The organism is Streptomyces sp. NPDC001599 (genome assembly GCF_042893535.1).
Lineage (GTDB): Bacteria > Actinomycetota > Actinomycetes > Streptomycetales > Streptomycetaceae > Streptomyces.
Map to the genome: position 1 here is coordinate 184,938 of NZ_JBIAVA010000007.1, position 19,325 is coordinate 204,262.

Here is a 19,325-nt window from a genome sequence, read left to right on the forward strand (position 1 = left end):
GAGTAGTCGACTACGCTGAGTTGCGACTGGTCCGTATCACGGGGGAGGGCGCATCATGACAGTCATGGCGGAGCGACCGACGATGAGCGGCACCACTGAGTCCCAGAGCTTCGAGGAGCTGCTGCAGACCCTCGACGCGCTGGTCGTGCCCGACGGCTCCAAGGCCGAGATCATCAAGGGGAACATCGTCGTGTCGCCGTGGTCCAAGGGGTATTACCTCGACGTCATGGAACTGGTGTGCGAGCAGCTTAGGCCGCATCTCCCGGAAGAACACCGGATCAGCTACGGGCCGTTCCTCTACGTGTTTCCGGGAGCGGAGCGCGCGTTCGGGCCGGACATCCACGCGGGGCACCGGAGCGTCAGCCGACACGCCAGCACCCACCTCGACGGCGAAGCCCTCTCCTTCGTCGCCGAGCTGACCTCCTCATCCACCCGTGACACCGATCTCAGCGACAAGGTCGAGGTCTACGGACGAGCCGGTATCCCCGTCTACCTGATCCTCGACATGCAGGAGGAGCAGGCCACGGTTCTGTGGACGCCGTCGGTCAAGGGATACGAGTCGCGTGTCACCAGGCCCTTCGGTGAGAGACTCCTGATCCCCGCCCCGTTCGACTGCCTGCTGGACACCGCCGGTTTCAAGGCGCCCTGAGCGGCCCTACCCCGCCGGCAGCGTCAGCCCCCACGCCCCCTCGCGCGCCACCCACGTCCGCGTTCCCACCGGCCCGCACACCACCGCGTCGGCCCGGTAGCGGAAGTGCGCCCCCGACACGGTCACCGTCCGTCCGCTCGCCGTCAGCGGCGACGCCTGCGCGCCCACCGACAGGGGCCGCACCTCCACCACGGCCACCCCCGACGCGCCCGGCGTCACCGACACCCCCTCGACCGGCTGGTCCAGGTCCACCAGCGTCACCCCGTCGACCTCCACCCGCAGCCGGGCCGGACCGGGCGTCCCCGGCGCCACGGCGGTCCGGGCCGTACGCGAGGAGGCCAGCGTCCGTACGAGCGACTGGCAGGTCCGCAGCCAGGGACGGGCCGGTGCCGACCCCTGCGAACCGGAGCCCGTCTCCGCCCGCACCGGTACCGGCACGGGAGCGGGCGGAATCCCCACCGCCCCCAGCACCACCCCGTCGCTGTCGTCGACGAGCAGGTCCAGGCGCCGCTCCGCGCCGTCGAGCACGGCCCGCGCCGCCGCCACCGCCCCCGTCGGCAGGCCCAGGGAGCGGGCGAGGCCGAGCGCCGACCCCACCGGAACCACGGACAGCGCGCAGCCCGCCAGCTCCCGCTGCCGGTGCAGCAGGCCCACGGCCCGCAGCAGGGCGCTGTCGTCACCGATCACCACCGGGCGCCGCGAACCCCGCCGCCCGAGCGCCCGCGCGAACTCCTCCGGGTCGTCCGGCAGGCACACCTTCGTGTGCGCCGCGCCCGCGCTGAGCACGTCTTTCGCGATTCTGACCGACTCCCCGTCCAGCCGTCGGGCGACCGGATCGACGACCACCAGAAGCGAAACGGACCTCGCGGAAGAGTTCGCGGAAGAGCTCGCGGAAGTCGCCACCTCGGCCATGCCTCGCTTCCTCGGGTAGCATCTTTGTGCAAGAGCCCCTTGCGCTGTTGCGCCAGGGGCTTCGTCTATTCCGGGGCACCCGGTCCGACGGTTGGCGGCCAACGACGGTCGCGGTGTACGTGGCGGAAACCCGTCGCATACGCCCTCGACCATGGACATGCCCCGCCCGGAAGGGGTGTACGCGCGTGCCCGCACTTGTGCTGCTCGGTGCTCAGTGGGGTGACGAAGGCAAGGGAAAGGCGACGGACCTGCTCGGTGGCTCCGTCGACTATGTGGTGCGCTACCAGGGCGGCAACAACGCCGGCCACACGGTAGTCGTGGGCGACCAGAAGTACGCCCTTCACCTGCTCCCTTCCGGGATTCTCTCCCCCGGCTGCACGCCGGTCATCGGAAACGGCGTCGTCGTCGACCCGTCGGTCCTGTTCTCCGAGCTGAGCGGGCTGAACGAGCGCGGCGTCGACACGTCCAAGCTCCTGATCAGCGGCAACGCCCACATCATCACGCCGTACAACGTCACCGTCGACAAGGTGACGGAACGCTTCCTCGGCAAGCGCAAGATCGGCACCACCGGGCGCGGCATCGGCCCGACCTACGCCGACAAGATCAACCGCGTGGGCATCCGGGTCCAGGACCTCTACGACGAGTCGATCCTCACCCAGAAGGTCGAGGCGGCGCTCGACGTCAAGAACCAGATGCTCACCAAGCTCTACAACCGCCGCGCCATCGCCACCGGCCAGGTCGTCGAGGAGCTGCTCGGCTACGCGGACAAGCTCGCCCCGTACGTCGCCGACACCGTCCTGGTCCTCAACCAGGCCCTCGACGACGACAAGGTGGTCCTCTTCGAGGGCGGCCAGGGCACGCTCCTGGACATCGACCACGGCACGTACCCCTTCGTCACCTCGTCGAACCCGACCGCGGGCGGCGCCTGCACCGGCGCCGGCGTGGGCCCGACGAAGATCAGCCGGGTCATCGGCATCCTCAAGGCGTACACGACCCGGGTCGGCGCCGGACCGTTCCCGACCGAGCTGTTCGACGAGGACGGCGAGGCCCTGCGCCGCATCGGCGGCGAGCGCGGTGTCACCACCGGCCGCGACCGGCGCTGCGGCTGGTTCGACGCGGTGATCGCCCGCTACGCCACCCGCGTCAACGGCCTCACCGACTTCTTCCTCACCAAGCTCGACGTCCTCACCGGCTGGGAGCAGATCCCGGTCTGCGTGGCCTACGAGATCGACGGCAAGCGCGTCGAGGAGCTGCCGTACTCGCAGTCCGACTTCCACCACGCGAAGCCGGTCTACGAGACGCTGCCCGGCTGGAGCGAGGACATCACCAAGGCGAAGTCCTTCTCCGACCTGCCGAAGAACGCCCAGGCGTACGTCAAGGCCCTGGAGGAGATGTCCGGCGCCCCGATCTCCGCGATCGGCGTCGGCCCGGGCCGGGACGAGACGATCGAGATCAACTCGTTCCTGTAGGAACCGGACGCACACCGACGGCCGGGACCCCGCTCGGGGCCCCGGCCGTCGGCCTCCGGGCGGCGGATACGCTGGCCCGGAACCAGCAGTGACGGACAGCGCGGAGCGAGCGGAACATGCGGAAGCCCACCACCCGGACGTGGATCTGGCTGACCGCGGCGGTCGTCGTCGTGACCGGCGGGGCCTTCTACGTCGACGGCCACCGGGTCTCCGCCGCGCCGCACGCCGGCGACCCCAAGTGCGACAAGATCGTCTCCCGCCTCCCGGACGACATACCCGGCGCCTCGCGCGACTGGGCCCTGGGGGACGGGGTCGCGTCCTGGGGCGGCCAGAAGGCGGTGTTCCGCTGCGGCGCCGAGGAGCTCCAGCCCAACGTCAACCTCTGCGTCACCGCGGACGGCGTCGACTGGGTCCTGGACGAAGCACGGCTCAAGCGCGACGGCGTGAGCGTCCTGCGGACCTACGGCCGCTCACCGGCCGTGGAGTTCACGTACTCCGGTCCGCGCGAGGAGGTGGGCGGCATCCTCGCCGCGCTGGACCCCGCCGTGAAGTGGATCCCGCAGGAGCGCAAGTGCATCGGCCTCGACGACGCCGCCACCGTCCTGTAGCCGTTGTAGCCGTTGTAGCCGTTCGTCCCCGCAGCCTTTGTCCCTCGCAGCCCTTCGTTCGGCCCTCCTTGCCGGGCGTCGGCGTGCCCGGTGGTGTCGGATCGGAGGCATGACCGACCGCTACAGCGCCGCTTCCTGCCAGGGCCCGTACGGCGGCGAGAACGGTCCCGAGGACTGCGGGGACCCGGTCCGCTTCGAGGTCGCCCGGCACCTGCGGGCGCCGCTGCGGGTGTGCCCCGTCCACCTGGGACCGTCGCTGCTGCTGGCCACCGGGGTGCTGTGGCCGCCGGGCATCGTCCTGGTGCGCTGAGACCTGGTGGGGCGAGACCTGGTGCGGTGAGACCGCCGCGGACGCGGGCACGCCGGGATGGTTCACTGGGGCGACGCGCCCCCGAGGGCGCCCGGAGGCGGAAGGAAGCCGTACGGTGCCCGCACGATCCGACGACATGGCCCGGCAGTTCGAGCTGGACCGGACCCGGCTGCGGGCGGTCGCGTACCGGATCCTCGGCTCGCTCAGCGAGGCGGACGACGCCCTCCAGGAGGCGTGGCTGCGCGCCGACCGGGCGGACACCTCCGAGGTGGACAATCCCTCGGGCTGGCTCACCACGGTCGTGGCCCGGGTCTGCCTCAACCTGCTCCGTGCCCGCGACACCCGGCGCGAGGAGCCGCTGGACGACGGGGCCCGCAGGCAGCCGGCCGGCACCGGCACCGCCGCCGACCCGGCCGAGGAGGTGCAGCTCGCCGACGAGGTCGGGATCGCGCTGCTGATCGTCCTGGACACCCTCGGTCCCGCCGAGCGGCTCGCGTTCGTCCTGCACGACATGTTCGACGTGCCCTTCGACGACATCGCCGCGATGCTCGACAAGACCCCCGCCGCCACCCGCCAGCTGGCCAGCCGCGCCCGCCGCCGGGTCCGGGGCGTCCCCGCGCCCGACGCCGACCTGCCCCGCAGGCGCCGCGCGGTCGACGCCTACCTGGCGGCCACCCGCGGCGGCGACTTCGACGCGCTGGTGGCCCTGCTCCACCCGGACGTCGTGCTGCGTGCCGACGCGGCGGTCGTCCCGACGCCCGCGCCCGTCACCGTCAGCGGTGTGGAGCGGGTGGCCGGGGGAGCGATGGCCTCGATGGGCCGGGCCCGGGCCGCCGCCGTCGTCCTCGTCGACGGCCGGGTGGGCATGGCGATGGCCGAGAACGGCAGGCTGCGCGTCGTGCTCCGCTTCGACTTCGCCGCCGACGGCCGCATCACCGGCATCGACGTGATCGCGGAACCGGCTCGCCTGAACGAACTGGACATCACGGGCATAAGCTGAATGCGTACACGTCGCGTCGGCAGAAGAAGGTGAGTGCGATGCGCGTGCTGCTCAAGGCGACGCTGGACACGGACAAGGCGAACGAGGCGATCCGCAGCGGGAAGCTGCCCGAGCTGATCAACCGCACCCTCGAGCACATCAAGCCGGAGGCCGCCTACTTCGGCCCGCTCGGCGGCCGGCGGACCGCCCTGATGGTCTTCGACATGCAGGACAGCTCGGAACTGCCGCCCACCGGTGAGCCGTTCTTCACCGAACTGAACGCCGAGGTCGAGGTCTCCCCGATCATGAACGCGGACGATCTGCGCAAGGGCCTGTCCCAGCTGGGCTGACCGGCGCGGAAGAACGGGTCAGCTGAAGACGATCATCGAACCCTGCGCCAGGCTCCGCGTCGCCGCCGCGTGCAGGCCCAGCCACACATGGCGCTCCCGGGCGAACGGGCTCGCGTCGTGCGGCGCGGGCACCGCCGGCTCCTCCAGCTCCGTGGGGGCGAGCGGCGGCTGCGGCGGGGCCGGGGGGTTGGCCGGGTCGATGCCGAGGGCCGGGGCGACGGCCTCCAGTTCCCGCAGAAGAGTGTGCGAGGAGCCCAAGGGGCCGCCGCCCGCCAGGAGTTCGTCACTGGAGAGCGGGTGCGGGAAGTCGACCGGGACGTAGGCGCCCGCGTGGTCGTAGTGCCAGACCAGATGGGAATGCTGGGCCGTCGACTCGAACATCTCCAGCAACTGCTCGTAGTCGCCGCCGAGTTCGTCCACCGGGGTCACCGGGAGGCCGCACACCTGGAGGAGGTACGCGCGGCGCAGGAAGTGCAGCGCGTCGTAGTCGAAGCCGGCCACCGGCGCGACCTCGCCGGAGAGCCCCGGCATGTACTGGTACACCGGCACCGGCGGCAGCCCGGCCTCGGCCAGCACCTTGTCGTATTGCGCGAGTTCCTCGGCGAACGGGTTGTCCGGCGTGTGGCACAAGACGTCGACGAGCGGTACCAGCCACAGGTCACAGGCCAAAAGAGGGCTCCTCACACAGCACGGTGGTCAGGGCAGCGTAGTCGGTGTGCGCCGGTGCGCGTTGCGTGCAGATCCCATACCCATCTGGGGCCGGGCCACGACACGTCCGGCGTTGGTCATTCGCCGGCGAGCCCCTCGATCAGGGCGAGCGAGTGGCTGTTGTACGCGTCGACGAGCGATCGCGCGCCCGGGATGTCGCGCCGGGCCAGGGCGTCGACCAGTTCGGTGTGCCCGCACCACAGCGCGCCGCGCAGTTCGCTGAGCCGGCGCAGGTGCTGCACGGTGCACACCCAGCTCTGCACGCGCAGCCGGTGCAGGAAGTCGCAGAGGTAGGGGTTGCCGAAGAGGGTGGCCAGCTCGCGCCAGTAGCGCAGGTCGTAGCCGATCAGGACGGTCAGGTCCCCGGCCGCGGCGGCGCGCTGGGCCTCCTCGCCTCGCCGGCGGACCCCGGCGAGGGCGGCGGCGATGCGCGGGTCGGCCGGGTCGGGACCGCCCGGCAGGTCGGCGGCCAGGGAGAGGAACATGCCGTCGGTCACCAGGCTGCGGGCCTCGATCATGCCGCGGAAGTCGTCGACCGAGTACTCGTGGACGCGGAAGCCGCGGTGGTGGTCGGCGTCGAGAAGCCCCTGCGCGGACAGGTCGACCAGGGCCTCGCGCACCGGCGTCGCGGACACGCCGTACTGCTCGGCGATCTCCTTGACCGTGAACTCCTGCCCCGGCTGGAGCCGCCCGGCCAGCACCTCGTCACGGAGCGCGTCGGCTATCTGCTGCCGCAGGGTGCTGCGCGTGACGGCACCGGTACCGCTGGGACCGGGCATGGGCGGGCGTCTCCTCGTCGCGTTCGGGGCGTCGCCCGGGGGCGTCGCCCGGGGGCGTGCTCGTACACATGTCTACCGCGTACGAGCACGCCACCCTACGCGCTCGGTTCCCCAGCCCCGTCCCGCTTACTCCGTGTACTCGTCCGCCACGGACAGTGCCGTGTCCAGGGCCGCCAGGCCCTCCTTCAGCTCCGCCTCGGAGACGTTGCACGGCGGGACCACGTGGGTCCGGTTCATGTTCACGAACGGCCACAGGCCGTGCGCCTTGGCGGAGGCGGCGAACGCGGACATGGGCGCGGCCGCCTGCCCGCTCGCGTTGTAGGGCACCAGCGGCTCCCGGGTCTCCCGGTTCCTCACCAGCTCCAGCGCCCAGAACATGCCGGTCCCGCGCACCTCGCCCACGCTCGGGTGGCGCTCGGCCAGCTCCCGCAGCGCCGGTTCCACGACCTCGGCGCCGAGCCGCGCCGCGTGCTCGACGACGCCCTCCTCCGCCATCACGTCGATCGTGGCGACGGCGGCGGCACAGGCCAGCGGGTGCCCGGAGTACGTCAGTCCGCCGGGGTAGGGCCGCTCGGCGAAGGTCGCGGCGATCTCGGCCGAGATCGCGACGCCGCCGAGGGGTACGTAGCCCGAGTTCACGCCCTTGGCGAAGGTCATCAGGTCGGGCACGACGTCGTACAGGTCCGCCGCGAACCAGGTGCCGGTGCGGCCGAATCCGGCCATGACCTCGTCGAGCACGAACACGATGCCGTACTTGTCGCAGATCTCGCGCACCCCGGCCAGGTAACCGGCCGGCGGCATCATGATCCCCGCGGTGCCCGGGATCGTCTCCAGGACGATCGCGGCGACGGTCCCCGGGCCCTCGAAGGCGATCGTCGTCTCCAGGTGCTCCAGTGCCCGCGCGCACTCCTGCTCCTCGGTCTCGGCGTAGAAGCGCGAGCGGTACAGGAACGGCGCCCAGAAGTGCACGACCCCGGCCGTGCCGCTGTCGGAGGCCCAGCGGCGCGGGTCACCGGTGACGTTGACCGCCTGCTGGGTGCCGCCGTGGTACGAGCGGTAGGCGGAGAGCACCTTGGGGCGGCCGGTGTGCAGCCGGGCCATGCGCAGGGCGTGCTCGACGGCGTCGGCGCCGCCGTTGGTGAAGAAGATCTTGTCCAGGTCGCCGGGCGTGCGCTCGGCGATCAGCCGGGCCGCCTCCGAGCGCGCCTCGACGGCGAACGCGGGCGCGAACGTCGTCATCCGCGCCGCCTGCTCCTGGATCGCGGCGACGACCTTGGGGTGCTGGTAGCCGATGTTGGTGTAGACGAGTCCGCTGGAGAAGTCGAGGTAGCGCCTGCCGTCGTAGTCCCAGAAGTACGACCCCTCGGCGCCGGCGACGGCGAGCGGGTCGATCAGCTCTTGCGCTGACCAGGAGTGGAAGACGTGCGCGCGGTCCGCGGCCTTCACGGCGGCGCCGGCCTGGGGGGAGGGCTGAGGGGTCATGCGGCCGAGGGTAGATGTCCGCGATGCGGAAACGGAATCGGCGTCCTGTCTGCGGTCGGGGGCTTTCCACGACAGGTTGTCGACAGGTTGTCGACGCGTTGCCGAGCGTCGCGGGCGCTCGGGCGCGCGGGGGCCGCTCCGTTACGCAACCGTGGACAAGCGGCGACTCACCGCGGCGCCGCCCCGCACTATCCTCGCCCTGTTGCTCATGTTCGGGGGAAGGCGGCGCGGCATGCGGAGACTGGGGGACGGGGACCCGCAGCACATAGGGGTCTACCGGCTCTTGGGCCGGCTGGGCACGGGCGGCATGGGCCACGTCTACCTGGCCCGCTCGGACCGGGGGCGCACGGTCGCCGTGAAGCTGGTGCGCGAGGAACTGGCCGCGACGGAGGAGTTCCGCGAGCGGTTCCGGCAGGAGGTCGAGTCCGCGCGCCGGGTCGGCGGGTACTGGACGGCGCCCGTACTGGACGCGGACACCGAGGCCGCCGTGCCGTGGGTCGCCACCGGGTACGTCGCCGGGCCCAGCCTCCAGCAGGTCGTCGGACACGACCACGGCGCGCTGCCGGAACGTTCGGTGCGCACGCTGGGCGCCGGTCTGGCGCACGCGCTCCAGGACATCCACGCCGCCGGGATCGTCCACCGCGACCTCAAGCCGTCCAACGTGCTGGTCACCATCGACGGCCCCCGCGTCATCGACTTCGGCATCGCCCGCGCCCTTCAGACGGTGACCGACGGCGGCCTCACCCGCACCGGCTCGCTCGTCGGCTCGCCCGGGTTCATGGCACCCGAGCAGGTGCGCGGCGACCGGGTCACGCCCGCGTGCGACGTCTTCTGCCTGGGCTCGGTCCTCGCCTACGCCGCCACCGGCAAGCTGCCCTTCGGCGCCGCGAACAGCGGTGTGCACGCCCTGATGTTCCGTATCGCGCAGGAGGAGCCCGACCTGACGGGCGTGCCCGAGGGCATCGCCGACCTCGTGCGCGACTGCCTGCGCAAGGACCCCGCCGCGCGACCGGGCCTCGCCGACGTCCTGGAGCGCACGGGCGCGCAGGACACGGTCACCGGAGGCCGCTCCCGCGACCCGTGGCTGCCCGGCGCGCTGGTGGCCCAGCTCGGCCGCCACGCGGTACAGCTCCTGGACACGGAGAACCCCGAAGACCCGGCACGGCCCGCAGGCCCGGCCCCTTCACCCACACCCGGAGCGGCCACGGCGTCGTCCGCCGGCACGCTGTCCGACGACGCGCCGGCTGGTGGCGCGGGGCCCGGCGGCGCGGGGCCCGGCGGCGCAGGTGCCGGTGGCGCTTGGCCAGGCGGCGGGCCCAGCGGTGGCGGACCCGGCGGTGTGGGGCCTGGCGGTGCTGGACCCGGCGCTGTGGGGTCTGGCGGCGTGGGCGACGGTGGCCCGTGGCCAGGGAGCGGCGACGGGGGTGCTGCCCAGGGGGCCGATCCGGCGCCCGGCGGTCCGCCTCCCCCGCGTGAGCCGGGCAGCGGCGGCCGCGCCCCGCTGGACCACCTCCCCACCCTGGTCGCGGGCGAGCACCGGACCACGCCCCCGCCCGACCCCCACGGCGGCCACCCCCGGCCGCCCGCCCCCGGGTACGCCCCGGCCTGGCACGCCTCGCAGCCCGGACACCAGCACCCGTACGGCGGCGCGGGCGGCCTCGGCCCCACCCCGCCCCAGGGGCCCACGCCCCCGTACGGACCCCCGCACGAGCCCGTCCGGAGCGCCCGTTCCACCGCCCTGCTGATCGTCGTCGCCCTGGTCGTCGCACTCGGTGCGGGCGGCACGGTCTACGCCCTGATGCGCGGGGACGGCGACGACCGGGCGGGCGGCGACCCCACACCCACGCGGTCCACGGGCGCCCCGCGGGATCCGGGTACGGGCGCGTCCGGCTCGTCCGGTCCGGCGGGAGGCCAGTCGCCGTCGACCGGTTCGACCGCCCCGGCCGCCGACGAGGGCATGGTCCCGACCGGGTACACGGGTGACTGGTCGACCAGCATCGACAACGCCTCCGGGACCCACCCCCGCACGCTGAGCATCGTGCAGGGCGAGGTCGGCGACACGGTGCTGACCCTCGTGGCGGACGGGCCGACGGGCACCGGCACGTACCACTGCGTGTTCGACGCCGCCCTCACGGCCGAGCCGAGCCCCGGCGGTCCGCTGCGGCTCGGTCCGTCCGAGGTCAGGACCGGTCCGTCCAGCAGTTGCACCCCGGGCGGGCCCAGCACCGTCACCCTGCGGCCGGACGGCAGCCTGGAGCGCACCAACGACGACACCGGCGAGTCCCTGCTCTACACCCGCCCGTGAGGGGACGTGATCCCGCCGTCGGCGTCAGCGGGGCTCCGGCGGACGTTGGCGGGGCATGTTCGGACGGGCGCCGTTCTGCGGGGGGAGCGGGAACCGACCGGTGACGCCCGTGCCCGAGCCGTCCGGGCGCGGCCCGTCGGCCGCCGCCGCGGCGTGCGGTCCCAGCGGCCCCGGCCCCGGGCGGAAGCACACCATCCAGTCCGCCGTCTCCGCCCGCACCAGCTCCGTCACGTCCTCCGAGAACCGCCGCAGCACCAGCAGGCACCGCTCCGCCGCCTCGCTCGCCGTCCCGTCCGCCGGGCCCAGCACCTCCCGCACGCTCTCCGACGCCCAGTCGAACTGGAGCGCCTGAAGCCGCCGCTGCACCGCCTGCGCCGTGGCCACGTCCCGCATCCAGCCGGACGTCACCCCGAAGTACCGGTCACCCGCCACACACGCCACCGCCCACAGCAGCGCCAGATACCCCCAGGGCGCGACCCCGCCCACCGCACCGGACAGGTCCAGCAGCGGCAGCGCCGCTCCGGCGGTCGCGCCCACCGCGGCCCCGCCCCGCAGCAGTACGGCAGCGCGCCGCTTCCACACCCGGTCCGCGAGATACCAGGCCGCCGTGTCCAGCGCGCCCCGCTCCACCCACCGGTACAGCTCGTCCAGCCGCTCGGCGGGCAGTGCCCAGTCCCCGAGGGGAAACGTCCGCCCGGTCAGGTCGCCCGGCCGCGTCCCGGCCGCCCCGCCCTCGCCGTCCCGCCCGCGCTGCGGCGGCCCCTCGGGCTGCATCTCCGGCTGACCCACCCGGCACTCCCTACTGCTCGCCACTGCTCGCCGTACCGCTCGCCGTCCGTGAGGACTCGTACGCCGGAACCCTGCGCCGGAACCCTTCCTACCGCCCAATGGGTGGCGAAGGGCCGGGTTCCGTCGCTTTTCCGCCCGGAAGAGGGCGTTGATCAGGTATAGGGCTCCCAGGGAGTCACTCGAAAGAGTGCTGGGGCGAGGGCCGCCCGGACCACGTAGGCTCGTGCCGAACGGCAAAACCGTAGTGCCCGGACGTGATGGGAGCTGAACGTGATCCCCGGTGGTGGCCAGCCCAACATGCAGCAGTTGCTCCAGCAGGCCCAGAAGATGCAGCAGGACCTGGCGAAGGCCCAGGAGGAACTGGCGCAGACCGAGGTCGACGGCCAGGCGGGCGGCGGCCTGGTGAAGGCCACGGTCACCGGCTCCGGCGAACTGCGCGGCCTCGTCATCGACCCGAAGGCGGTGGACCCGGAGGACACCGAGACCCTCGCCGACCTGGTCGTCGCCGCAGTCCAGGCGGCCAACGAGAACGCGCAGAACCTCCAGCAGCAGAAGCTCGGCCCGCTCGCCCAGGGCCTGGGCGGTGGCGGCAGCGGCATCCCCGGCCTGCCGTTCTGAGTCCCCGCGGGCCCCGGCTTTCCCGGTTCGCCTTTCTCGGACCGGCCGAAGCCATCTACCGTACGTAGTGCACGAACCTCAGGAAGGACGGCAGTCCGTTGTACGAAGGCGTGGTCCAGGACCTCATCGACGAACTCGGGCGGCTGCCCGGCGTCGGTCCCAAGAGCGCGCAGCGGATCGCCTTCCACATCCTCCAGGCGGAGCCGGCCGACGTACGGCGGCTCGCCCAGGCCCTCACGGAAGTGAAGGCCAAGGTCCGCTTCTGCGCGACCTGCGGGAACGTCGCGCAGGAGGAGCAGTGCAACATCTGCCGCGACACCCGGCGCGACCCTTCCGTCATCTGCGTGGTGGAGGAGCCGAAGGACGTCGTCGCCATCGAGCGCACCCGCGAGTTCCGCGGGCGCTACCACGTGCTCGGCGGCGCGATCAGCCCGATCGACGGGGTCGGCCCGGACGACCTGCGCATCCGTGAGCTGCTGGCCCGTCTGGCGGACGGCACGGTCACGGAACTGATCCTGGCCACGGACCCGAATCTGGAGGGCGAGGCCACGGCCACGTACCTCGCCCGCATGATCAAGCCCATGGGCCTCAAGGTCACCCGCCTGGCCAGCGGCCTCCCTGTGGGCGGCGACCTGGAATACGCGGACGAGGTGACCCTCGGCCGCGCCTTCGAGGGGAGACGACTCCTAGATGTCTGACGCCACGCTGCACGCGACCGACCAGAACCCGGACGACTTCGCGGTCCAGATCGCCGACCAGATCGAGAGCTTCCTGGTGGCCGTCACCGAGGTGGCGAAGGGCGACGAGCCCGACTCGGCCGTCCCCTTCCTCCTCCTGGAGGTCTCCCAGCTGATGCTGGCCGGCGGCCGGCTGGGCGCCCACGAGGACATCGTCCCCGACGAGCGCTACGAGCCCGATCCGGGCCCGGAGCAGGACGTGGACGAGATCCGCGAGAACCTGGCCCGCATCCTCGACCCGATCGACGTCTACTCCGAGGTCTTCGACCCCTACGAGCCGCGCAAGGCCCCGGTCCCGGCCCGTATCTCCGACGACCTCACCGACGTCATCACCGACCTCCGCCACGGCATGGTCCACTACAAGGCCGGCCGCACCACGGAGGCCCTGTGGTGGTGGCAGTTCTCCTACTTCTCCAACTGGGGCTCCACCGCCTCCGCGACCCTGCGCGCCCTCCAGTCCGTCGTCGCCCACGTCCGGCTGAACCAGCCCCTGGAGGAGCTGGACGGCCTCGACACCGACCAGGAGCTGGGCGACGAGACCCTGGAGTCGGAGGCCGGCCGGGTCATGGTCCGGGAGATCGCGGGGCCGCTGGGCCTGCGGCCGGTCAAGTAGCGGCGCCCTCCGGGGTGGCCGGGGCGTCCGGGACGTCCGGGACGTCGATCAGACGGAGGAACGCGGTCGCCGCGGGCGTGCGGCCGCCGGGGGGCCAGACGACGTACTCGACGCGGGCCGGTGCGTCGACGACCTGGATCGTGGTCACGCCGCTGAGCTGGGGCACATAGGCGGAGGGCAGCATCGCCACGCCGAGTCCCTGTCCGACCAGCCGTGCCAGGAATTGCGTGTTCGTCACTTCGAAGGCGACGTCCCGGGTGAGTCCGGCGGCGGAGAAGGCCAGGTCGGACTGGGCGCGGCCGGCGGTCTTCGCCGGCAGGTCCACGAACACCTCCTCCGCGAGCCGTCGCAGATCGACCGGACCCCCGCCGGCGAGCGGATGATCGGGGGAGACCACGGCGACGAGCCGGTCACGCCCCGTCACGTGGGCCTCGACTCCCTTGGGGCGCGTGGTGGTCGGAAGCCCGACGAAGGCGACCTGGATGTCCCCTTCCCTGACCCGCTGGACGAGCTCCTCGCTGGCGCCCACGCGCAGGCTGACGCGCACCTTCGGACACCGCCGGCGGAAGTCGCGCAGGGCGCGCGGGATGTCGACGGCGGCCACGGACGAGATCACGCCGACGCGGAGCTGCCCGCGGACCTCCCCGACGGCGGCGGCGACCTCGTCGGCCGCGCGCTCGGCGGCCGCCAGGCACTGGCGGGCCGCCGGCACGAACGCCTCCCCGGCCGGCGTCAGCCGCACCCGGCGGGTGGTGCGCTCGAAGAGCCTGGCGCCCAGCTCCTGCTCCAGCCGCGCGACCTGGTGGCTGAGGGCGGACTGCACGACGTGACACCGCTCGGCGGCCCGGGTGAAGCTCATGGTCTCGGCGACCGCGAGCACGTAGCGCATCTGCTGGAGCTCCATGAGATCCATCGTGGATCACGATGAACGAGATGACAAACATGTGTTGGACTCATGGATCGGGCGGAGAGCAGACTCCGTTGACATGTCCGCACACGTGCAAGAGACCTCGTCCTCGTCCCTGAAGGGATGGCTGGGTGTCGCCGCCATCACGGCCAGTCTCTTCGTCTTCCTGACCACCGAGCTGATGCCCGTGGGCCTGCTCACTCCGCTGAGCGAGGACCTCGACATCTCCGTCGGCGTCGCCGGCCTCATGGTCACCGCCCAGGGTGTCGCGGCCGGCCTCGGCGTGCCGTTCATCGTCGCCTGGACCAGGCGCGTCGACCGGCGCAGGCTGCTCACCACGCTGCTGGCGGTGCTCGCCCTGGGCAACCTCGTCACCGCCGTCTCACCGAACTACGCGCTGATCCTCGCCACCCGGCTCTGCATGGGCTTCGCCAGCGGGGTTTTCTGGGCCATCGGCGTGAGCATGGCCATGCGGATCGTGCCCGAACGGCACGCGAACCGGGCCGCCGCGGTGGTGATGTCCGGCATCTCCATAGCCACGGTCGTCGGCATCCCGCTCGGCACGGTCATCGAGGCGTGGACCGACTGGCGGACCACCTTCGGCATCTGGGCCGGCCTCGGCGTGCTGGTCTTCGCCGCGGTCGCGGCCCTCGTCCCGTCGATGCCGTCGCGGAACGCGGTGTCCGTCCGCGAGGTCTTCGGCCTGCCGGTCAGGAACGGGCAGCTGCGCACCGTGCTGTTCGTCGTCGTCTTCTTCGTGCTCGGGCACTTCGGTGCCTACACGTTCGTGCGTCCCTACCTGGAGGACACCGCCGACGCCTCGTCCGCCTTCGTCACCACCGTCCTGATCATCTTCGGCGTCGGCGGCGCGGTCGGGAACTTCGTCGCCGGCCACACGGTGAACAAGAACCTGCGCGGCACCTTCGTCGTCGGCCTCGCAGGGCTCCTGGCGGCCCTGTTGCTGCTGCGTTTCGTCGGGAACGGGGAACTCGGCGCCGTCGTCGCGCTGGTCCTGTGGGGACTCTCCTTCGGCGCCGTGCAGCTGTCCCAGATCAACATGACGCTCGCCTCCGCGCCCGGCACCTTCGAGGCCGCCATGTCGCTCAACACCATGGCGTACAACACCTGCATCGCACTCGGCGCGCTCTTCGGCGGTCTGTTCGCCGACCACGCCGGCGTCACGAGCGTCATCTGGTTCGGGGTGGTCCTGGCCGCGGCCTCGCTGCTGCTGCGCCTCGCCACCGGCCGGGGGACGAAGACCCCGGCCGACGCGCCCGAGGAGGACCTCGCCACAGCCGGATGAGACCCGGATGAGCCGAAGGGAAGACATGACGTTGGAGAACTACACCTGGGCCCACCGCCTCGACGAGGTGGACCTCGAGGAGCTGTCACGGCTGTATCTGCTGGCCCCCCTGGGCAACAAACCGCCCGAGGCACTCGCCACCGTGTTCGGCAGCAGCCGCTACGCGTGCTTCGTCCACGCCGGTGACGTGCTCGTCGGCGCGGGCCGGGCGCTGGCCGACGGTGTCGACTGCGCCTACATCGCCGACGTGGCGGTCCACCCCGAGCACCAGGGGCGGGGCCTCGGGTCCGGCATCATCCGCAGGCTCGTGGAGCTGGCGGCCGGTCACAAGAAGATCATCCTCTACGCCGCCCCCGGCACCGAGGCCTTCTACCGCCGGCTCGGCTTCCTCCACATGAACACGGCGATGGGGATCTGGTCCGATCCGCAACGGGCCGTCGACATCGGGCTGCTCAGCCCGCAGGACTGACGACGCCGCTTCACTCGGCCGCCCGGTCCGCGGCCGGTGGAGCGGCGGCCGCCGCCCGGGTACGCGCGTAGCGCAGTGCCCTGACGACCCGTCCGTAGCGCTCCCCCTCCTCCTCGCCCCGGTCGGCGTGCCGCAGCGCGCAGCGCAGGGCCGTGTCCGTGGCCTCGGCCCCCCGTTGCAGCAGCACGACCACCGACTCCACGGACCCGCGGCAGGCCGCCCATTCGAGCGCCGTCCGCCCCTTCATGGACCGGTCCTCCGGATCGGCCCCCCGGTCGATCAGCAGAGCGACGGTCTCGGGGTGGTTGTCGCCCGCGGCCAGCATCAGCGGCGTGTACGGGATCCGGTCCTGCGCCCCCGTGGACGCCCCGGCGTCCAGCAGCGCCGCGACGGCATCGGTGCTCCCGGTCATGGCCGCGCAGGTCAGCGGGGTCAGGTCGTGGTACGGCCCGGCGTGCGCCGCCGTGTCCGCACCGGCCGCCAGCAGCACCCGGACGACGTCGGCGTGGTTCTCCTGCGCGGCCAGGTCCAGCGCCGTGCGCGCGTCGTCGTCGAGGGCGTCCACGGCGACACCGGAGTCCAGCAGCCTGACCACCGTCGCCACGTCCCCGTCCCGCGCCGCCCGCGGCAGCTCGACGGAACGCGGCGCGGGCGGCTTCTCCGTGGGTTCCGTCATGCGGTGATCATGTCGTGTCGGGCGTGAGCGCCGCACACGATTTCGGCGGTGCCGCACGCGGGAGGAGAGCGCCCGGGGCACCGGCGGACCGAGCCCTCTCACTTGTGAATGTGTGATGCCCGGCACTTTCCCGAGTGACCCGCGTCCCCCTGGGCATGAGCCACCCCGAACAGTGGGCGGTCCGGAGTCTCACCATGCGATACCGCAGGGGCGGAACCCGGGCGCTCGGTAAAATGAGCCGACCGCAGTACATATACGTACGTGCGGAAAGAGACGGATTGAGCGAGGAGCGCACGTGGGCCTTGTCGTGCAGAAGTACGGAGGCTCCTCCGTAGCCGATGCCGAGGGCATCAAGCGCGTCGCCAAGCGGATCGTGGAAGCGAAGAAGAACGGCAACCAGGTGGTCGCCGTCGTTTCCGCGATGGGCGACACGACGGACGAGCTGATCGATCTCGCCGAGCAGGTTTCCCCGATCCCTGCCGGGCGTGAACTCGACATGCTGCTGACCGCCGGGGAGCGGATCTCCATGGCGCTGCTGGCCATGGCGATCAAAAACCTGGGGCACGAGGCCCAGTCGTTCACCGGCAGCCAGGCCGGAGTCATCACCGACTCGGTCCACAACAAGGCCCGGATCATCGACGTCACACCGGGGCGCATCCGCACCTCGGTCGACGAGGGCAACGTGGCCATCGTGGCCGGCTTCCAGGGCGTCAGCCAGGACAGCAAGGACATCACCACGCTGGGCCGCGGCGGCTCCGACACCACGGCCGTCGCCCTCGCCGCCGCGCTCGACGCGGACGTCTGCGAGATCTACACCGACGTCGACGGCGTGTTCACCGCCGACCCGCGCGTGGTGCCGAAGGCGAAGAAGATCGACTGGATCTCCTTCGAGGACATGCTGGAGCTCGCTGCCTCCGGCTCCAAGGTGCTGCTCCACCGTTGCGTGGAGTACGCCCGCCGGTACAACATCCCGATCCACGTGCGGTCCAGCTTCAGCGGACTGCAGGGCACGTGGGTCAGCAGCGAGCCGATCAAGCAAGGGGAAAAGCACGTGGAGCAGGCCCTCATCTCCGGAGTCGCGCACGACACCTCCGAGGCCAAGGTCACGGTCGTCGGGGTGCCCGACAAGCCCGGCGAGGCGGCCGCGATCTTCCGCGCCATCGCCGACGCCCAGGTCAACATCGACATGGTCGTGCAGAACGTGTCCGCCGCCTCCACCGGCCTGACGGACATCTCCTTCACGCTGCCGAAGGCCGAGGGCCGCAAGGCCATCGACGCGCTGGAGAAGAACCGGCCGGGCATCGGCTTCGACTCCCTGCGCTACGACGACCAGATCGGCAAGATCTCGCTGGTCGGCGCCGGTATGAAGAGCAACCCGGGCGTCACCGCCGACTTCTTCACCGCGCTCTCCGACGCCGGGGTGAACATCGAGCTGATCTCGACCTCCGAGATCCGCATCTCGGTCGTCACCCGCAAGGACGACGTGAACGAGGCCGTGCGCGCCGTGCACACCGCCTTCGGGCTCGACTCCGACCGCGACGAGGCCGTCGTCTACGGGGGCACCGGACGCTGATGTCCGCCGCGCAGGACACCGGCCGTAACGGCCGCACCGGCAGGCCCACGCTCGCCGTCGTGGGCGCGACCGGTGCCGTCGGCTCGGTCATGCTCCAGATCCTGTCCCAGCACGCGGACGTCTGGGGCGACATCCGCCTGATCGCCTCCCCGCGCTCGGCCGGCCGCAAGCTGGCCGTGCGCGGTGAGGAGGTCGAGGTCGTCGCGCTGAGCGAGGAGGCCTTCGACGGGGTCGACGTCGCCATGTTCGACGTGCCCGACGAGGTCTCCGCGCAGTGGGCGCCGATCGCCGCCGCCAAGGGCGTGGTGGTGGTCGACAACTCCGGCGCCTTCCGGATGGACCCGGACGTGCCGCTCGTCGTGCCCGAGGTCAATCCGCACACGGTGCGGATGCGGCCGCGCGGGATCGTCGCCAACCCGAACTGCACGACGCTGTCCATGATCGTGGCGCTGGGCGCGCTGCACGCCGAGTTCGGGCTGCGCGAGCTGGTCGTCTCCTCGTACCAGGCGGTCAGCGGGGCCGGGCGGGACGGCGTGGACACGCTGCGCCGGCAGCTGTCGCTGGTGGCCGGCACCGAGCTGGGGACGCACCCCGGTGACGTGCGGCGGGCCGTCGGCGACGACACCGGGCCGTTCCCGGAGCCGGTCGCGCTGAACGTCGTACCGTGGGCCGGATCGCTGCGGGAGGACGGCTGGTCGTCGGAGGAGATGAAGGTGCGGGACGAGTCCCGCAAGATCCTCGGGCTGCCGAACCTTCCGGTCGCGGTGACGTGCGTACGGGTGCCGGTCGTCACCACCCACTCCCTGACCGTCCACGCCCGCTTCGAGGGCGAGGTCGGTGTCCAGGGGGCCCGGGAGATCCTGGCCACCGCTCCCGGCGTCGTCCTGTTCGACAACCCGGCCGCGGGGGAGTTCCCGACGCCCGCCGACGCGGTCGGCACCGACCCGACCTGGGTCGGCCGGGTGCGCCGGGCCCTGGACGACCCGACCGCGCTCGAACTCTTCGTCTGCGGGGACAATCTGCGCAAGGGCGCCGCGCTCAACACCGCGCAGATCGCGGAGCTGGTGGCGGCCGAGTTCGGCTGAACCG

General features: G+C 72.2%; 21 protein-coding genes. 14 read left to right on the forward strand and 7 right to left on the reverse strand.

Going from position 1 to position 19,325, the window contains the following annotated elements:
• Positions 1 to 55: 55 nt before the first annotated feature.
• Positions 56 to 649, forward strand: a complete 594-nt coding sequence (locus ACFYZ3_RS19745; RefSeq protein ID WP_388519159.1) for a Uma2 family endonuclease — start codon at positions 56 to 58, stop codon at positions 647 to 649.
• A gap of 6 nt (positions 650 to 655) precedes the next feature.
• On the opposite strand, the gene ACFYZ3_RS19750 is transcribed toward ACFYZ3_RS19745, so the two are convergent.
• Positions 656 to 1,561 carry a diacylglycerol kinase family protein gene (locus ACFYZ3_RS19750; protein ID WP_388519162.1) on the reverse strand — a complete coding sequence of 302 codons (906 nt, stop codon included), beginning with the start codon at positions 1,559 to 1,561 and terminating at the stop codon, positions 656 to 658.
• Positions 1,562 to 1,746: 185 nt separating this feature from the next.
• Between ACFYZ3_RS19750 and ACFYZ3_RS19755 the strand changes: the two genes are divergently transcribed.
• The 5 genes from ACFYZ3_RS19755 (at position 1,747) to ACFYZ3_RS19775 (ending at position 5,277) form a co-directional block, all read left to right on the forward strand.
• On the forward strand, positions 1,747 to 3,030 hold the full coding sequence (locus tag ACFYZ3_RS19755; RefSeq protein WP_003975310.1) for an adenylosuccinate synthase: 1,284 nt from the start codon (positions 1,747 to 1,749) through the stop codon (positions 3,028 to 3,030).
• A gap of 116 nt (positions 3,031 to 3,146) precedes the next feature.
• Positions 3,147 to 3,638: a DUF3515 family protein gene (locus tag ACFYZ3_RS19760; protein WP_388519165.1), complete on the forward strand. Its 492-nt coding sequence runs from the start codon at positions 3,147 to 3,149 to the stop codon at positions 3,636 to 3,638.
• A gap of 109 nt (positions 3,639 to 3,747) precedes the next feature.
• Complete coding sequence (locus ACFYZ3_RS19765; protein ID WP_003975312.1) at positions 3,748 to 3,948, forward strand: hypothetical protein; 201 nt, start codon at positions 3,748 to 3,750, stop codon at positions 3,946 to 3,948.
• 115 nt (positions 3,949 to 4,063) lie between these two features.
• Positions 4,064 to 4,948 carry a sigma-70 family RNA polymerase sigma factor gene (locus ACFYZ3_RS19770; RefSeq protein WP_388519168.1) on the forward strand — a complete coding sequence of 295 codons (885 nt, stop codon included), beginning with the start codon at positions 4,064 to 4,066 and terminating at the stop codon, positions 4,946 to 4,948.
• 38 nt (positions 4,949 to 4,986) lie between these two features.
• Positions 4,987 to 5,277 carry a hypothetical protein gene (locus tag ACFYZ3_RS19775; RefSeq protein WP_388519171.1) on the forward strand — a complete coding sequence of 97 codons (291 nt, stop codon included), beginning with the start codon at positions 4,987 to 4,989 and terminating at the stop codon, positions 5,275 to 5,277.
• Between the two features lie 18 nt (positions 5,278 to 5,295).
• On the opposite strand, the gene ACFYZ3_RS19780 is transcribed toward ACFYZ3_RS19775, so the two are convergent.
• From ACFYZ3_RS19780 to ACFYZ3_RS19790, 3 genes are all read right to left on the reverse strand, one after another.
• Complete coding sequence (locus ACFYZ3_RS19780) at positions 5,296 to 5,946, reverse strand: hypothetical protein (RefSeq protein ID WP_388519174.1); 651 nt, start codon at positions 5,944 to 5,946, stop codon at positions 5,296 to 5,298.
• A 116-nt stretch (positions 5,947 to 6,062) separates the two neighbouring features.
• Positions 6,063 to 6,764, reverse strand: coding sequence for a GntR family transcriptional regulator (locus tag ACFYZ3_RS19785; RefSeq protein WP_388519177.1), 702 nt, complete (start codon positions 6,762 to 6,764; stop codon positions 6,063 to 6,065).
• Between the two features lie 126 nt (positions 6,765 to 6,890).
• A complete protein-coding gene (locus ACFYZ3_RS19790; protein WP_388519179.1) occupies positions 6,891 to 8,246 on the reverse strand; it encodes an aspartate aminotransferase family protein in 1,356 nt (451 codons plus the stop codon).
• A 232-nt stretch (positions 8,247 to 8,478) separates the two neighbouring features.
• Here ACFYZ3_RS19790 and ACFYZ3_RS19795 point away from each other — a divergent pair, with 232 nt between their 5' ends.
• Positions 8,479 to 10,551 carry a serine/threonine-protein kinase gene (locus ACFYZ3_RS19795; protein WP_388519182.1) on the forward strand — a complete coding sequence of 691 codons (2,073 nt, stop codon included), beginning with the start codon at positions 8,479 to 8,481 and terminating at the stop codon, positions 10,549 to 10,551.
• Between the two features lie 24 nt (positions 10,552 to 10,575).
• On the opposite strand, the gene ACFYZ3_RS19800 is transcribed toward ACFYZ3_RS19795, so the two are convergent.
• Positions 10,576 to 11,340: an SLATT domain-containing protein gene (locus tag ACFYZ3_RS19800; RefSeq protein WP_388519185.1), complete on the reverse strand. Its 765-nt coding sequence runs from the start codon at positions 11,338 to 11,340 to the stop codon at positions 10,576 to 10,578.
• A 270-nt stretch (positions 11,341 to 11,610) separates the two neighbouring features.
• Here ACFYZ3_RS19800 and ACFYZ3_RS19805 point away from each other — a divergent pair, with 270 nt between their 5' ends.
• From ACFYZ3_RS19805 to ACFYZ3_RS19815, 3 genes are all read left to right on the forward strand, one after another.
• Entirely contained in the window at positions 11,611 to 11,958 is a 348-nt protein-coding gene (locus tag ACFYZ3_RS19805; protein ID WP_356867232.1) for a YbaB/EbfC family nucleoid-associated protein, read from the forward strand.
• Positions 11,959 to 12,056: 98 nt separating this feature from the next.
• On the forward strand, positions 12,057 to 12,656 hold the full coding sequence (recR, locus tag ACFYZ3_RS19810) for a recombination mediator RecR (protein WP_388519188.1): 600 nt from the start codon (positions 12,057 to 12,059) through the stop codon (positions 12,654 to 12,656).
• Positions 12,649 to 13,308: a DUF5063 domain-containing protein gene (locus tag ACFYZ3_RS19815; protein WP_388519191.1), complete on the forward strand. Its 660-nt coding sequence runs from the start codon at positions 12,649 to 12,651 to the stop codon at positions 13,306 to 13,308. The genes recR and ACFYZ3_RS19815 overlap by 8 nt, the downstream gene beginning before the upstream one ends.
• Here the strand turns inward: ACFYZ3_RS19815 and ACFYZ3_RS19820 are convergent.
• Entirely contained in the window at positions 13,301 to 14,212 is a 912-nt protein-coding gene (locus ACFYZ3_RS19820) for a LysR family transcriptional regulator (RefSeq protein WP_388519614.1), read from the reverse strand. The two genes, ACFYZ3_RS19815 and ACFYZ3_RS19820, sit on opposite strands and share 8 nt — an antisense overlap.
• Before the next feature lie 82 nt (positions 14,213 to 14,294).
• Here ACFYZ3_RS19820 and ACFYZ3_RS19825 point away from each other — a divergent pair, with 82 nt between their 5' ends.
• Complete coding sequence (locus ACFYZ3_RS19825; protein WP_388519193.1) at positions 14,295 to 15,518, forward strand: MFS transporter; 1,224 nt, start codon at positions 14,295 to 14,297, stop codon at positions 15,516 to 15,518.
• Positions 15,519 to 15,525: 7 nt separating this feature from the next.
• The gene (locus ACFYZ3_RS19830; protein WP_388519196.1) at positions 15,526 to 15,987 is read left to right on the forward strand and encodes a GNAT family N-acetyltransferase; all 462 of its coding nucleotides are present in this window, start codon (positions 15,526 to 15,528) and stop codon (positions 15,985 to 15,987) included.
• Between the two features lie 10 nt (positions 15,988 to 15,997).
• Here the strand turns inward: ACFYZ3_RS19830 and ACFYZ3_RS19835 are convergent, their stop codons facing one another.
• A complete protein-coding gene (locus ACFYZ3_RS19835; protein ID WP_388519199.1) occupies positions 15,998 to 16,663 on the reverse strand; it encodes an ankyrin repeat domain-containing protein in 666 nt (221 codons plus the stop codon).
• Positions 16,664 to 16,958: 295 nt separating this feature from the next.
• Between ACFYZ3_RS19835 and ACFYZ3_RS19840 the strand changes: the two genes are divergently transcribed.
• Together ACFYZ3_RS19840 and ACFYZ3_RS19845 are read left to right on the forward strand one after the other, a co-directional pair.
• A complete protein-coding gene (locus ACFYZ3_RS19840; RefSeq protein WP_133888659.1) occupies positions 16,959 to 18,236 on the forward strand; it encodes an aspartate kinase in 1,278 nt (425 codons plus the stop codon).
• The gene (locus ACFYZ3_RS19845; RefSeq protein WP_388519204.1) at positions 18,236 to 19,321 is read left to right on the forward strand and encodes an aspartate-semialdehyde dehydrogenase; all 1,086 of its coding nucleotides are present in this window, start codon (positions 18,236 to 18,238) and stop codon (positions 19,319 to 19,321) included. Before ACFYZ3_RS19840 ends, ACFYZ3_RS19845 begins: the two co-directional genes overlap by 1 nt.
• The last annotated feature ends 4 nt before the right edge of the window (positions 19,322 to 19,325 follow it).